Source organism: Meiothermus rufus DSM 22234, from assembly GCF_000423425.1.
Taxonomy (GTDB): domain Bacteria; phylum Deinococcota; class Deinococci; order Deinococcales; family Thermaceae; genus Meiothermus; species Meiothermus rufus.
Window position 1 is genome coordinate 1 of sequence record NZ_AUHY01000029.1, and the last position, 13,511, is coordinate 13,511.

Annotated in this window: 15 protein-coding genes and 1 pseudogene; 8 read left to right on the forward strand and 8 right to left on the reverse strand. The window is 63.1% G+C overall.

What is annotated here, in order from left to right; all coding sequences use genetic code 11:
• On the forward strand, window positions 1-294 hold a 294-nt coding region (locus G552_RS14935; RefSeq protein ID WP_036270419.1), incomplete at its 5' end, for an integrase core domain-containing protein.
• A 75-nt stretch (window positions 295-369) separates the two neighbouring features.
• Window positions 370-1,527 (forward strand): RNA-guided endonuclease InsQ/TnpB family protein, encoded by a 1,158-nt coding sequence (locus G552_RS0106795; RefSeq protein WP_027882351.1) that lies wholly within the window; start codon window positions 370-372, stop codon window positions 1,525-1,527.
• Window positions 1,528-1,563: 36 nt separating this feature from the next.
• Here G552_RS0106795 and G552_RS0106800 read toward each other — a convergent pair whose 3' ends face one another.
• Window positions 1,564-2,559: an ABC transporter ATP-binding protein gene (locus G552_RS0106800; RefSeq protein WP_027882352.1), complete on the reverse strand. Its 996-nt coding sequence runs from the start codon at window positions 2,557-2,559 to the stop codon at window positions 1,564-1,566.
• 37 nt (window positions 2,560-2,596) lie between these two features.
• Window positions 2,597-3,127, reverse strand: coding sequence for a ribonuclease FAU-1 family protein (locus tag G552_RS0106805; protein WP_036270421.1), 531 nt, complete (start codon window positions 3,125-3,127; stop codon window positions 2,597-2,599).
• A gap of 41 nt (window positions 3,128-3,168) precedes the next feature.
• Here G552_RS0106805 and G552_RS0106810 point away from each other — a divergent pair, with 41 nt between their 5' ends.
• Window positions 3,169-4,320, forward strand: coding sequence for a pyridoxal phosphate-dependent aminotransferase (locus G552_RS0106810; protein ID WP_027882354.1), 1,152 nt, complete (start codon window positions 3,169-3,171; stop codon window positions 4,318-4,320).
• On the opposite strand, the gene G552_RS0106815 is transcribed toward G552_RS0106810, so the two are convergent.
• Entirely contained in the window at window positions 4,310-5,341 is a 1,032-nt protein-coding gene (locus G552_RS0106815) for a M20/M25/M40 family metallo-hydrolase (RefSeq protein ID WP_027882355.1), read from the reverse strand. The two genes, G552_RS0106810 and G552_RS0106815, sit on opposite strands and share 11 nt — an antisense overlap.
• 72 nt (window positions 5,342-5,413) lie before the next feature.
• Entirely contained in the window at window positions 5,414-6,067 is a 654-nt protein-coding gene (locus tag G552_RS0106820; protein ID WP_027882356.1) for a response regulator transcription factor, read from the reverse strand.
• Between the two features lie 46 nt (window positions 6,068-6,113).
• Between G552_RS0106820 and G552_RS0106825 the strand changes: the two genes are divergently transcribed.
• The gene (locus G552_RS0106825; RefSeq protein ID WP_027882357.1) at window positions 6,114-6,437 is read left to right on the forward strand and encodes a DMT family transporter; all 324 of its coding nucleotides are present in this window, start codon (window positions 6,114-6,116) and stop codon (window positions 6,435-6,437) included.
• A 102-nt stretch (window positions 6,438-6,539) separates the two neighbouring features.
• Here the strand turns inward: G552_RS0106825 and G552_RS0106830 are convergent, their stop codons facing one another.
• On the reverse strand, window positions 6,540-7,382 hold the full coding sequence (locus tag G552_RS0106830) for an isoprenyl transferase (protein WP_084640390.1): 843 nt from the start codon (window positions 7,380-7,382) through the stop codon (window positions 6,540-6,542).
• 183 nt (window positions 7,383-7,565) lie between these two features.
• On the opposite strand from G552_RS0106830, the gene G552_RS16245 reads away from it, so the two are divergent.
• The 4 genes and pseudogenes from G552_RS16245 to G552_RS0106845 all read left to right on the forward strand — a co-directional run bounded on the left by G552_RS16245 (window position 7,566) and on the right by G552_RS0106845 (window position 10,277).
• Complete coding sequence (locus tag G552_RS16245; RefSeq protein ID WP_156890689.1) at window positions 7,566-7,859, forward strand: hypothetical protein; 294 nt, start codon at window positions 7,566-7,568, stop codon at window positions 7,857-7,859.
• Window positions 7,859-8,209, forward strand: a pseudogene (locus G552_RS17070) (S1 family peptidase); the annotation flags it as partial. The gene G552_RS16245 and the pseudogene G552_RS17070, both read left to right, overlap by 1 nt.
• 215 nt (window positions 8,210-8,424) lie before the next feature.
• Window positions 8,425-9,057, forward strand: a complete 633-nt coding sequence (locus tag G552_RS16490; protein WP_027882360.1) for a hypothetical protein — start codon at window positions 8,425-8,427, stop codon at window positions 9,055-9,057.
• A 71-nt stretch (window positions 9,058-9,128) separates the two neighbouring features.
• The gene (locus G552_RS0106845; RefSeq protein ID WP_027882361.1) at window positions 9,129-10,277 is read left to right on the forward strand and encodes a phosphopentomutase; all 1,149 of its coding nucleotides are present in this window, start codon (window positions 9,129-9,131) and stop codon (window positions 10,275-10,277) included.
• Here the strand turns inward: G552_RS0106845 and G552_RS0106850 are convergent.
• From G552_RS0106850 to G552_RS0106860, 3 genes are read right to left on the reverse strand one after another with little or no spacing between them, the layout of a single operon-like run.
• Entirely contained in the window at window positions 10,274-11,659 is a 1,386-nt protein-coding gene (locus tag G552_RS0106850; protein ID WP_027882362.1) for a nicotinate phosphoribosyltransferase, read from the reverse strand. The genes G552_RS0106845 and G552_RS0106850 overlap by 4 nt on opposite strands.
• Window positions 11,632-12,666, reverse strand: coding sequence for a bifunctional nicotinamide-nucleotide adenylyltransferase/Nudix hydroxylase (locus G552_RS14940; RefSeq protein WP_051195718.1), 1,035 nt, complete (start codon window positions 12,664-12,666; stop codon window positions 11,632-11,634). The genes G552_RS0106850 and G552_RS14940 overlap by 28 nt, the downstream gene beginning before the upstream one ends.
• Window positions 12,663-13,421, reverse strand: a complete 759-nt coding sequence (locus G552_RS0106860) for an NUDIX hydrolase (protein WP_036270422.1) — start codon at window positions 13,419-13,421, stop codon at window positions 12,663-12,665. Before G552_RS0106860 ends, G552_RS14940 begins: the two co-directional genes overlap by 4 nt.
• Window positions 13,422-13,511: the final 90 nt, after the last annotated feature.

Here is a 13,511-nt window from a genome sequence, read left to right on the forward strand (position 1 = left end):
GAGTTCATGTCGGAATTTGAGGAGGCCTGTGAAGGTCTCGGCGTCAAGCTCTTCGTCCTTCCCCCGAGGAGCCCCAAGCTCAACGGTCACGTGGAGCGGATGCAGCGGACCTTCAGGGACGAGTTCTACACCCGGCCCTTACCCTCGCAGATCCCCGAGCTCCAAAAGAAGCTTGACGCTTACCTCGACCACTACAACCGTGAGCGACCCCACCGGGCCCTAAACGGCCTCGCGCCCCTGGAGTTCCTGGCTATGATGCAAGAGGAGTCGGCCCCCCAGTCTCACATGTGTTGACCGATTACAGGACATAGCATAGTGGGCGGCGGATGTGCTAGGCTATCGAGCGGCAGCGTAAGTGTCCGGTGGACAATGATAAAAGCGTTCAAGTACCGCCTGTACCCCACCAAACCCCAACTGCGGGACTTGGACAAAACGCTGATGCTTTGCCGCCACCTCTACAACGCCGCCTTGCAGGAGCGTAGAGAGGCTTACAAGAAGGCCGGGGTGAGCGTCACCTACTACCAGCAGAAACGAAGCCTGCCCGAGGTACGCACCGAGTTACCGGAATACAAGGGCATCCACTCCCAGGTCTTGCAGAACGTCATCGAGCGGGTGGACAAAGCCTTCCAGGGCTTCTTCCGTAGGGTCAAGCATGGGGAGAACCCAGGCTACCCCCGCTTCAAGGGGCAGGGGCGCTACGACTCTTTCACCTTCCCCCAGGCCGGGACTACCGGGGTCAAGCTCCAGGAGGGCGGGAAGCGGGTGCTCCTCTTTGGCATCGGCTCGGTGAAGATGAAACTTCACTGCCCGCTGGAAGGCAGGCTCAAGACCGCCACGCTGAAGCGGGAGGGGGAAGCGTGGTACATCGTCTTCGTCTGCGAGGTAAAGCCCAACCCGCTTCCTCTAAACGACGAGAAAATCGGGATCGACCTGGGCACCCACCCCCACTTCCTGGTTACCTCCAAAGGGGAACTGGTCGAGGCCCCCCGGTACTTCCAGAAGGCCGAGGACAAACTGGCCAGAGCGCAGCGCTCCCTCTCCAGGAAGAAGCGGGGGAGCAACCGTCATAAGGAAGCCAGAAAGCGGGTGGCTGCCCTCCACCGCAAAATCGCCAACCAGCGCAAAGACTTCCACCACAAGCTAGCCCGGAGGCTGGTAAACCGCTATGGCACGATAGTCCATGAAGACCTGAACATCAAAGCCCTGGCCCGCTCCCGCAGCGCCAAGGGGGTGCAGGACGCAGGCTGGGCGCAGTTTCTGCACATCCTCGCCTACAAAGCGGCGGAGGCTGGTAGGCGGGTCATCGCCGTAGACCCAAAATATACGAGCCAGGCCTGCCCGGTGTGCGGGCACCGGGAGAAGAAACCCTTGTGGGTCAGGGCGTTCACCTGCCCCGCTTGTGGGGCCTCTCTTCACCGGGATGTGGCTGCGGCCATCAATGTCCTGGCACGGTCGGGGCGTGTACCCGACCGCAGATGGGCTCGGACGGAGCCTTCGGGGATGGGTACGGCGTGGGCCGTCCCGTGAGAACCGAGAAGCCCCGCTCTAAAGAGCGGGGAGTCGTCACGGCTGGTGAACCAGGGGCGGGCTTTCGGCGAAAACCTGGCCGATGACCTCTTCGATAGGAGGCTCGCGCACCTCCAGGTCATCGATGGGTAGCTCGGCCAGCATGCGGCTGACGGTGGCCACCAGATGCTCCCGCCGCACCAGCAGCCGGGCCTCGAGGCCTTCTAGGGCCCGTACCTGGCCGAAGGTGGCCAGGTGTGCCTGATCCAGGGGGCTGGCCAGCTGGAGGTGCACCTCGCGGTAGGGGGCGAAGCGCTCGAGCAGGGCTTCTAGCGAACCGTCGTAGATAAGTCCGCCGCGGTGGATCATCAGTACCCGGGGGCAGAGCGCGGTGATGTCGGCCATGTAGTGGCTGGTGAGCAGGATGGTGGCCTGGTAGCGCCGGTTGTACTCCAGCAAAAACCGCCGCACCGCTACCTGGGCATTGACGTCCAGCCCCAACGTGGGCTCATCCAGGAACAAGACCTGGGGCTGGTGCAACAACGCGGCTAGAAGCTCGGCCTTCATCCGTTCGCCCAGGCTCAGCTTGCGCACCGGCTGATAAAGCTGCTGCTTTAGTCCTAGCATCTCGCTAAGCTCGCCTAAGCGCTTCTTGAACACCGCGGGCTCGAGCTCGTACACCGCTGCGTTGACCCGCAGGCTCTCCATGGCGGGCAGATCCCACAGGAGCTGCTGCTTGTTGCCCATGACCAGGGTGATCTTGCGCAGGAAGGCATACTCTCGCCGGAAAGGCTGATGCCCGGCCACCTCCACCTGTCCGGCGCTGGGGTAGATCAGGCCGGTTAGGAGCTTGAGGGTGGTGGTCTTGCCTGCCCCGTTGGGCCCCAAAAAGCCCACCACCTCCCCCGGCTCAATTTGGAAGGAGACCTCCCGCACCGCTTCCACCCGCCGGGTTTGGCGGCGGAAAAAGTGCTTGAGTGTGCCCACAACCCCCGGTTCTTTCAGGGCCACAGAGTAGAACTTGGAAAGGCGCTCGGCCCGAATATGGCTCATAAGACCCTCACTAGGCAGCACTCCATCCTAAACCATCCTAAACTCTTTCCAGCCAGGGCCGGCCCGGCCCGGGAGGGCGCACCGGCCAGGCCCGCTGGCGCATGTGCTGTTCGACCTGCCGAATCGCACGGAGGGCCTCCTCTACCCATTCCGCAGGGTAGAGCGGGGCCTTGGCCGCGAACTCCTCGAGGTCGAAGATCTGGCAGGTGTGGTCGGCCCGGCACTTGAGGTCAATCTCCAGGTCGTACTGCCAGATACGCTTTGGTTCAAAGCGGGGCGGGGTCTGGATGTTCCAGTAGTACTCCAGCACCTGGCCTTCAGCGTCTAGGTCGGGCCCTCCCGAGTACCACCGGCCCACCCAGAAGGCTACGTAGGCCTGGTGGGCCACCTGTACCCGCCGCTGCTTGCTGACGTGGTGAAAGCTGAAGCCCAGGGGCATGTGAACCAGCACGGCGCCCTCGCGCAGCTCACATACCTGGGCCTCCCACCAGTAGTGTAGGGTGTGGGCGGGGTACTTCCAGAACTCGATGCGCAGGGTTTGGCCAATCGCGTAGTCCAACACGGCCATTCTACTTGACCCCAGCCGCTAAAGCCCCGAGAATCTACGGTATGCGAGGCCTGTCCCAGCGCGTTAGAGCCCTGAAGCCCTCCGCCACCGTGGCGGTCAATGCTAAAGCCCTGGAGCTGCGTCGCCAGGGGGTCGACCTCATCGCGATGACCGCCGGTGAGCCGGATTTCGACACCCCCCAGTTTGTCAAAGACGCAGCAGTAAAAGCCATGATGGCTGGCAAGACCAAGTATGCCCCACCAGCGGGTATCCCTGAGCTGCGCGAGGCCATCAGCGCCAAGTTCAAGCGGGAAAACGGCCTGGAGATTCCCCCCGACCAGACCGTGGTCACGGTAGGGGGTAAACAGTGCCTGTTCAACCTGTTCCAGGCCATCCTCGACCCAGGCGATGAGGTCATCGTGATTGGCCCCTACTGGGTGAGCTACCCGGAGATGATTCGCTTTGCCCAGGGGGTGCCGGTGGAGGTGCGCACCGGCCCGGAGGCGGGCTTCATCCCCGACCCTGCCGAGGTCGAGCGCCGGATTACCCCCCGCACCAAGGCCATCGTGCTCAACTCGCCCGGCAACCCTACCGGGGCGGTCTACCCCAAGGAGGTGCTGGTGGCCATTGCCGAGCTGGCCAACAAATACGACTTCTACGTGGTCTCCGACGAGATTTACGAGCACCTCATCTACGAGGGTGAGCACTTCTCACCGGCCCAGGTGGCCCCCGAGCGTACCATCACCGTCAACGGGGCGGCCAAGGCCTTTGCCATGACCGGCTGGCGCATCGGCTATGCGGGTGGCCCCAAGGAGGTCATCAAGGGCATTATTGACGTCTCGAGCCAGTCCACCACCAGCCCCGACACCATTGCCCAGTGGGCCATGGTCGAGGCCCTTAACAACGTGCAGGAAGCGCAGAAGTTTATCGCCATGGCCCGGGAGGCCTACCGGGCCCGCCGCGACCTGATTGTGGAGGGGCTAAACGCGCTGGGCCTGCCCACTCCTCGGGTAAACGGGGCTTTTTATGTTCTGACCGACGTTTCTCGCCTTGACCCCGACGAAAACAAGGCCGCTTTGCGCCTTTTACAGGAAGCCCGGGTGGCGGTGGTACCCGGTACCGATTTTGCTGCGCCGCGCCACGTGCGCTTTAGCTACGCCACCAGCGAGGAAAATATCCGCAAGGCCCTAGAGCGCATGGCGGCTATCCTGTAAGCCGCTCGATGAATCGCTGCAAGGCCTGGGCCCCCAGGTAAAGCGAGTCCGGTTCAACCCACTCCTCCGGGGTGTGGGCCCCTCCTCCTCGGTATACGCTCAGAGTTAGGGCAGGGATGCCGGCTTCTACCCCAGCCGAGGCGTCGGTGGAACCGGCGGTAAACTGAGCCTCGAGGCCCACCTCTGCCAGGGCCAGGCGGGCGGCTTCCAGCATGGCCGGGGTCACGGTCATGCCGGCGGGGCGTTCCCCCAGGGTCTCGATTTCCAGCCGTATGTTGAACTGCCGGGCAGCCTCCATTAGCACCTCGCGCACCTGCTGGGTCATTTGCTGGAGTACCGGAGCCTCCAAGGCGCGCAGGTCTAGTTCGAAACCTACCTCACGGGGAATGGCGTTGATGGCCTCGCCCCCCCACAGGCGGCCCACGTTCAGGCTGGTATCGCTGGGGCGCTTTAGGGTGTACATCTGGGCCAGGGCCTGCCCCAAGGCCGGCACCGGTGAGGGGGCTTCCCGATCCCCCCAGGCGTGTCCCCCTGGCCCCAGCAAGCGGGCCCTTAGCCGGTGAGAGCCCGCCGAGCGGCTTACCACGCCGGGCAGATAGCCGTCAACGGCGATCATCTGCTGGGGCTTTAGGGCCTTGACCAACTGCCTAGCCCCGCGCAGGTTGCCCAGACCCTCCTCCCCCACGCTGAACGCTACGGTGCAGCCCAGCTCCGCCAGCCTGCCTGCTAAAGCGGCCAGCACCGCTACCCCCGCCGAGTTATCCCCCACGGCTGGCCCATACCAGCGGTTTTTCTCCCGCTGTAAGGGGGCAGGGTCGAGAACGGTGTCGAGGTGGGCCACCAGCAGCGTGGGGCCTTGGCCTGCCCAGACGTTACCCAGCGCATCGGTGTGGGGGGTTAATCCCTGGGCCTGAAGCTGCGCGGCAGCCCAGGCCCCGCGGGCCTTCTCCCCGCTGATTTCAGCGATCTCGCTGAGTAACAGAACCGGATCGAGGGAGGTTGGATGGGTAGGTTTGCTCATGGGGGTTCTGAGGAGGACGGCTGGGGGCAGAACCAGGCCCGCCTGGGAGATAAAACCCGCGGAGGGTTTTGCTTACGATTCCGGGTTCTTTTCCGCCAATCCCTCGCGCAAAGCGTAGAGGGCGGCCTGGGTGCGGTTGTTGAGGTGCAGCTTTTGGAAGATGTCGCTTAGCCGATTGCGCACGGTTTTCTCCGAAAGCGAGAGTTCGCTGGCGATCTCGAGGTTGGTGTATCCCTGGGCAACCAGGCGCAGAATCTGTACTTCCCGCTCGGAGAGTTCGGCGTGGGCCTTGGGGGCGGTTTCCTGCTTGGCCTTGAAGTCCTGGATGATCTTCTCGGCCAGCTCGGCATCGAGCAGCACCTCGCCTTGGTGCACCTGGCGGATAGCCTCCAGGAGTTCTTTGGCGTCGGCATCTTTGAGCATGTACCCCCGGGCCCCAGCCTTGACCGCTTCAAAGACGTAGTTATCCTGGCGGTACATGGTCAGCATGATGACCTTGGCCTGGGGCCATTCCCTTAGGATTTCCTGGGTGGCCTGTACCCCGTCTAGGCCGGGCATCTGGATGTCCATCAGGATGATGTCGGGGTGGGCCTCGAGGGCGTGGCGCAAAGCTTCCCGCCCGTCTTTGGCTTCCCCCATGACCTTGAAGTCGGGCTCGGCCTCTAAGAGGCTTTTGAGCCCTTGACGAAACAAGGCGTGATCGTCGGCGATTAGGATACGGATCATTGCCTGTATTGTACACACAAGGGTGGGCAAGGGTGGGAGGAGAAGTATGAGCGGCTGGTGGTTTTTGTTGGTGGCGATTGTCTCCGAGGTAATTGGCTCCACTGGTCTCAAAGCCTCCCAGGGGTTCAGCAAACTGGGGCCCTCGCTGGTGGTGGTGCTGGGGTATGCCAGTGCCTTTTACTTCATGAGCCTGGCCTTGAAGACCATTCCTCTCAACACCGCCTATGCGGTCTGGTCGGGGCTGGGCACGGCCCTAATCGCCCTGCTGGGCTGGCTGGTACTCAAGGAACCCATGAATGGAACCATCGCCCTGGGCATCGTTTTGATTGTGGTGGGGGTGGTGATTCTGAACCTGGCCTCGAGGGCCTAGCCTAGGCACGGGCATACAAACGTCCCTGGTAGGCAGGGTATCTGCGGTGTACTGGGGGTCTACGGGCGGGTTAGTCTGGGATGATCCGGCCCTGCCGCTTTTCTAGCGGCCAAACCTGCGTTCGCGCTTCTGGTAGTCGCGCACCGCCCGCAAAAAGTCCACCTTGCGGAAGGCCGGCCAGAAGGCATCAAAGAAGTAATACTCGCTGTAGGCTGCCTGCCACAGCAAAAAGCCCGAGAGTCGAATCTCGCCCGAGGTGCGGATGATGAAGTCGGGGTCGGGGACCCCGGCGGTATAGAGCCGCTCGGAAATATGCGCCATGTCCAGCTCAGCGGCCAACTCCTCCGGCGACTTGCCGGTTCGGGCAGCCTCGAGCAACAACCGCTTGACCGCATCTACAATCTCTTCCCGCCCGCCGTAGCCCATGGCGATGTTCAGAAGCATTCCGTTGTGGTGGGCGGTAGCCCTTTCCAGCTCCTCCAGGGCCTCGAGCACCCTGGGAGGGAAGCGGTCGTGCCGCCCGATGACCTTGACCCGTACCTTGTGGGCGTGGATGCGGGGGTCTTGGGCCATGCGCCGGGCCTCTTGCACGAACAGATTCATCAGGGTTTCGATCTCGGTCTGGCTGCGGCCCCAGTTATCGGTGGAGAAGACCCAGATGGTCACGGTAGGAATGCGGAGCTCGAGGCACCACTCCAGGACTTCGTAGGCTTTTTGTACGCCAAAGGCATGGCCCTGGTGGGGTTCTAGGCCCAACTCCCGGGCGAAACGGCGGTTGCCATCTAGAATCAGGCCTAGGTGCCGCGGTACTGGGCCTTGGCGTACCTCGGCTTCTACACGCTTTTCGTACCACCAGTACAAGGGTTTTAAGGTAGCGCTGAAAAACTGTAGCAACTGCTGTTTAAGGGATGTTTTAGAAATTCGCGCAGGAGAAGTTACCGCCATGAACCACCTCGACCCCTCCTATCTTAACCGGTGGTTTGAGGAAGCCATGTGCGGTTTGACAGGTGGGTTGGATTTAAACCCAAGGGGCAAATAAACCAGATTTAGACCGTTGCATCTGCTAGCATAACCCAAACGCCAGAAGAACGCCCTTTCAGATGTGCGTATGGCTTCAGGGGGTTTACTATGAAAACCGGAGGACGCATCGGCCTGGTAGGCTTATTGGCCCTATGGGTCTGGGGGGTGGCCCTGGCCCAAACCTTGCCTCGTGAGGTGCGTGAACGCATTATTGCGGCAACGGTGCTCATTACCGATGGCAACGGTCATGGTTCGGGTACCCTGATCAGTCCCCAGGGGTATATTCTCACCAACTACCACGTGATTGGCGACCTCGAGAACCGCCGTCTTGCGCACGCATCTTGGTGGGCACCATTCGCTTTGTGGATCAACCTCCCGAGATACGCTATCAGGCCGAGGTAGTGGCTGCTGATCCCAACCTTGACCTGGCGATTATCCGCATCGCCCGTACGGCCAATGGTCAGCCCATCGGCAATGTGACCTTTCCGAGCGTTCTTATTGGCGATTCCAACAAGCTGATTGTGGGCGACCCCATCTATGTTTTTGGCTTTCAGGGAACCGGTGGACTGACCATCACCCTGTCTACCGGGGTGGTGGGGGGGTTCACCGGCGAAGACATGGAGAGTGGGGGCAAGCAATGGATCAAGCACGATGCCCAGACCGGCCCGGGCAACTCGGGGGGTGGTATTTACAACCAGGACGGTGAACTGATCGGCATTCACACCCGGGGGGTGTCGGGGCAGGGGAACTCCCGTACTGCCTACATGCGTCCTATCGCCCTGGCCTGGGGCCTGATAGGCCCCAACGTAGCGGGTCTGGTGAACCGGGCTCCCACAGTCAGCACCCCCCAGCCCCAACCACCCCAACCGCAGACAGCTGCTGCAAGTGCCTGGCCCCCAGCCATCAGCACCGGCCAGACCTGGCAGCTACGCGTTCAGGGGGGCAGTGGAGCGGCGAGTGGACGCTGGTGGTGGGCCCGAAGGATGCGGACGGCGACTTTACCGCCACAGCCAGCCTGGGCAGCCGTCGAACCCAGGCGGTGTTTTTCCTGCGGGATAACGTTCTACGCCTCAACCTCAACGACGATTTTCCACTGGTACGCTGCCGCTTCGACCCCCAAAGTGGGAGTGGGGTTATCCAGGGCAAGCTGTTTGTGATCCGAAGCGCCGACGCCGATGCAGAAGAGATCGGAACCTGTGCTGCAAGTCTGCGTGCAGCTCAGCCCCAGGCGGCCTGGCCTCCTCGCCTGGCTGTGGGGCAGCGCTGGCAACTCAGTGTGAGCGGCCCCAACCTGGATGACAGCGCCATTGTTACCCTTAGCGAGCTGGATAGCGATGGAGACCCCAAGGGTAGCGCTGCCTTCAGAAGTGGTACCACCCTTATAGCCTTCTTTTACATAGGGAACGGGGTCGCTCTACTGGATATGACCTCGGGGGAAGCCCGCTCGGACGGTGGCGTGGTGGTGGTTCGTTGCCGCTTTGAGCGGCAGAACGACCCTGCCAGGTTGAGCGGAATCCTCCAGACCTTCATCCAATACAGAGGCGGCCAGAACAGCGACCTCAAGGATGCAGGAACCTGCACGGCCTCGTTGCTGAGATAATGCGCCGCGCGCGGCGCATTGAAGGTCGCTTGGGGACGGAGGGGCGGAAGCCCCTCCGGTATGCTGGGGGCATGAAGATCACCACCATCGTGCTGGACTCGGTGGGGCTGGGCTACCTGCCCGATGCCCATACCTTTGGCGACGAGGGGGCCGATACCCTCGACCACACCGTGCTCAAGACCGGCTTGCAGCTTCCCCACCTGGCCGCGCTCGGGCTGGGCCACGTACCGGGGGTGCATACCCTGCCTCAGGAGGCCGAGCCCAAAGGGGCTTTTGGCCGGATGGTGGAGGTCAACCCCGGTAAAGACACCTCCACCGGCCACTGGGAGTTTGTAGGGATTCACCTGGAAAACGCCTTTCAGGTTTTTCCCCAGGGGTATCCACAGGATTTTCTGGCGGCCTACTGTAAGCGTATCGGCGTAGAGGGCTATCTGCTCAACCGGCCCTACTCGGGTACCGAGGCCATCCGCGACTACGGCGCGGAACACCTGCGCACCGGTTGGCCCATCGTGTACACCTCGGCGGACTCGGTCTTTCAGGTGGCGGCGCACATCGACAAGGTTCCCCTAAAGACCCTCTACCGCTGGTGCCAGGTGGCGCGGGAGATGCTGGTGGGGCCGCTGGCCTGTGCCCGGGTGATTGCTCGTCCCTTCGAGGGCCCGCCGGGGGCCTTTTACCGGCGGGAAGACCTGCGCAAAGACTTTGCCTTAGAGCCTCCCCCCAATGTGCTGGATGCGATCAAGGCCGCAGGGTTGGAGGTGGTGGGGGTGGGCAAAATCCCCGACATCTACGCCCACCGGGGCTTTACCCTCGAGGTGAAGTCCGGCGACAATGCCCAGGGCCTAGAGCGCACCCTGGAACGGATGCGCGAGGGCTTCTCCGGCCTTATCTTTACCAACCTGGTGGACTTCGACGCCAAATACGGCCACCGCCGCAACCCGGAAGGCTACGCCCAGGCCCTGGCCGACTTCGATGCCCGCCTGCCGGAGCTGCTGGCCGCTTTAGGCCCGGAGGACTACCTCTTCATCGTTTCCGACCACGGCAACGACCCCACCTTCCGCGGCACCGACCACACCCGCGAGTACGGGATGCTGCTGGCGGTGGGGCCAGGGCTGGCAGGCCGGGATCTGGGCACCCGGGCCACCTTTGCCGACCTGGGGGCCACCTGGGCCCACCTGTTCGGCCTCCCTTGGGCTGGCCCGGGGGTTGCCTTCGTCTAGCCGTTGGCCCGCACCTCTTCCCAGGTATAGCGCTTTAGAATGGCCCCGTTTTCGAAGACGGTTTGCAGGATGCTCTTAGGATGAGGGGTGGGGCCTTCCAGTTCCACCGTGCGGATGCCGCGCTCGTCTTGGATGACGTCCAGTCGGCCTTTCTTGCTGGCCTTGCCATGGTCGTCGATGGGGCTTTTGCTCACCCCGTAGGTCTGGCCGTCCACCGTGACCAGGTGCAGCTTCTGGGCAAACTTCTGGGTATCGCGGTGGGGGTGTTGCAACAACGCCCCCCCCATGCCAAAGGCCACGTTGGAGGCGCTGTAGCCCCACTGCTCCAGCAAAAAGAGAATCTTGCCGATGGTGTGCTTATTGATGCCGTCGCCCTGGATGACCCGCACCCCTTTGAGCACCTTGTAGCCCTTCCGGTTGAGGGTTGCGCCGAAGTGGGCCTCGAGGGTCTGCACGGTGCGCAGCACCACGTAAGGGGGGTCGCCGGAGTCGGGGCGGATGACCGCGGTGGCCCCGGAACGCACGATCAGGTCGCGCAGCTCCTGACCGATGATCTGGCCCACGGCCTGCTCGCGGTTGTAGGAGTCCACCACCATGGCGAACAAGGCCCCCGGCTGGCCGAAGGTCTCGATCATCTGGCGGTAGGCCTGAGCCTCGCCCTCACGCCCGAAGCTGGTCACGGTGCTGTGTTCCATGGCCGGGATGCTGTAGCCGGCCATCTGGGCGCCGTAGTAGTTGCGGGCATAGATCAGGGCGGTCACGGTGTCGGTGCCCTGGAAGTTGACCAGGTGGGCCATCCCACCCAGGCCGGCGCTCTCCAGGCTGCTCACCCCTCGAGCACCGAAATCGTGCAGCTTGAAGGGCAGCTCGGCCTCGGGGTCGTCGGCGGTTTTTTCCAGGTACTCCCGGATCAGGTTGCGAATCTCCCAGGAGACGGTGCAGACCGTGGTGGGGTACCAGACCGCCCGCAGCAGGGCGGTCTCGAGCCAGCCCGGCAGCCAGGGCACCTTGGGGTCGGTGCTCTCGATGATGACCAAAGGGTTGTGCACCGGCACCACCAGGCCCTCCGGCACGGCCCGGATGCGGATGGGTAGCCGGCCTTCCAGCTCCCGGGCGATGTACATCCAGCCCTCGTAGGGGAAGGGCAGGCCGTGGGCCTGGAAGACTGCCTGGGCCTCCTCTACGTCCTGGGGGCTTACCCCTGGGGCCAGGTACTCCATCAGGAAGGCTTGCAGCCCGAAAAAGCGCACAAAGTTAGACTCACCCCCCCGGCTCTCGATATACCAAGAGCCGAAGGTCATGCCCTTGGGAAACTGGGCGAAGTGGCTGGCCTTGTAGCTGTCGGTGTTGAGAATCAGGTTGCGGGGGTTGAGGGGTTGCATAATGGCTCCTTTCTCTCCAGAAACCAGCGGATCTGCTGGTAGTGGTCCTCGAAAAAGCGGGCCTGGTGCTGGGGGAGTTCGTCTAGGGGCAGCCAGAAGGCCCGCCCTGCGTCGTCCCGGCCCTGCACCGGGGGGGGTGGGGTGGGGCCCAGGTCGAAAAGGTGGCCGAAGCTGATGACCCGGCCCCGCAGGCTGCGGTCAGGATAGTCGAAGGCCTTGGTGGCGTGGAGCCAGGCGGGGGCCAGCTCCAGACCGGTCTCTTCCCGCAGCTCGCGCAAGGCGGCCTCGAGCAGGGTCTCCTGGGGTTCCACATACCCCCCCGGCAGGGCCCAGGCCCCCCGGCTCAGGGCCCCAGCCCGCTCGACCAGGAGCACCTGGCCCTGGGCCAGCACCGTGGCGTCGGCGGCTACATGAAGGATGGGGTAGGGGTAGCGCTTTTCCAGGGCGCGGTAGTGCTGGATGGTTCTCCACTCGGCCTGCAGGCGGGTGTACTCAGGGCTCTGGGCAAACTGCTCCAGGTAGTGCCGCACGGCCTCCGGCACCATGGCCTTCCAGGCCTCGTCGCCGTCAAAGTAGCGCTGGCGCACAGCGGTGGCGCTCAGGGGGCTCACCACCCCGCTGGGCTCGAAGGGCCAGTCGCCGAAGCCGTGCAGGTAGTAGCTGCTCTGGTCCTTATGGTAGCCGGTGATGACCACCTGGGCCCCGGGGCCGGTGATGGCCTCTATGGCCGCCCGCACACTGCGGAACCAGCGAGGGTCGTCGTAGAAGTCGTCGGGCACGGCCACGAAGTGCAGCCGGGCCTCCAGCTCGGGGTTTTCCTCCCTCAGGGCGGCCCGGATCATGGCCTCGCGTGCCTCGGCGCTGAAGGGGTTTTTGGGGGTAGGGTAGCACAGCGCGCTGCCCAGCACCACCACCAGCCGGTTATAGCGGGCCAGCGCGCGCTGGATGGTCTCGAGGTGGGCCCGGTGGGGTGGCTGGAAGCGCCCGATGAACACAGCGGTTTTCATGCTTCTCTCCTGAAGCGGTATAGCTCAGCGGGGCGGAAGCCGGTGCCTTTTTCCAGCTCCCCGGTGGCCTGAAGCAGGCCCGAGGCCAGCATCTTCCGGCGGAAGGAGTCTTTGTTGAGCTTTTTTTGCAGGATGGTTTCATACACACGCTGTAGCTCCCGTAAGGTAAAGCGTTCAGGCAGCAGCTCAAAGCCGATGGCGGTGTAGCCCAGCTTCCCCCGAACCCGCTGGATGGCTACCGCCAGAATCTCACCATGGTCGAAGGCCAAGGAGTAGCGCTTGTGCTTGCCATCGAAAATTTCCGCCCGGCCTTCTTCTTCCACCAGGCGCAGCCGGAAGAGCATTCGTTCCTCGGGGATTTCCTGCAGGTGGCTGGCTTCCACCAGGGCATAGTAGGCCACGCTAATGACCCGCCCGCGCGGGTCGCGCCCAGGTCTGCCAAAGGTGTAGAGCTGCTCGAGGTAAACCGGGTGTTGGCCCAGCCCTTCCCGGCCTGCCCCACCCACTCTTCCCTCCAGTCCTGCTTTCTGCCGCAAGACCCTAAGGGCTGCTTCCTCTAGTGATTCGTTGATTTGCACAAAGCCCCCAGGCAGGCTCCAGTAGTTGAGGAAAGGGTGCTCTTTGCGTTTGACCAACAGGGCCTGGAGGTGTCCTTCCCGCAGGGTCAGGATGACCACATCCACCGTAACGGAGGGGCGGTCGAACCGAGGGGGCTCGCGTTTCTCGAATGGCTCAATGGGGTCGCGCCAGGTCATAGGGGGTGTGCTTTACTCGGCGGGCTGGGCTGTTGGGTGATACAGCATAGATGCACACAGCATATATGTTTTATGTATCTAAGTCAATCT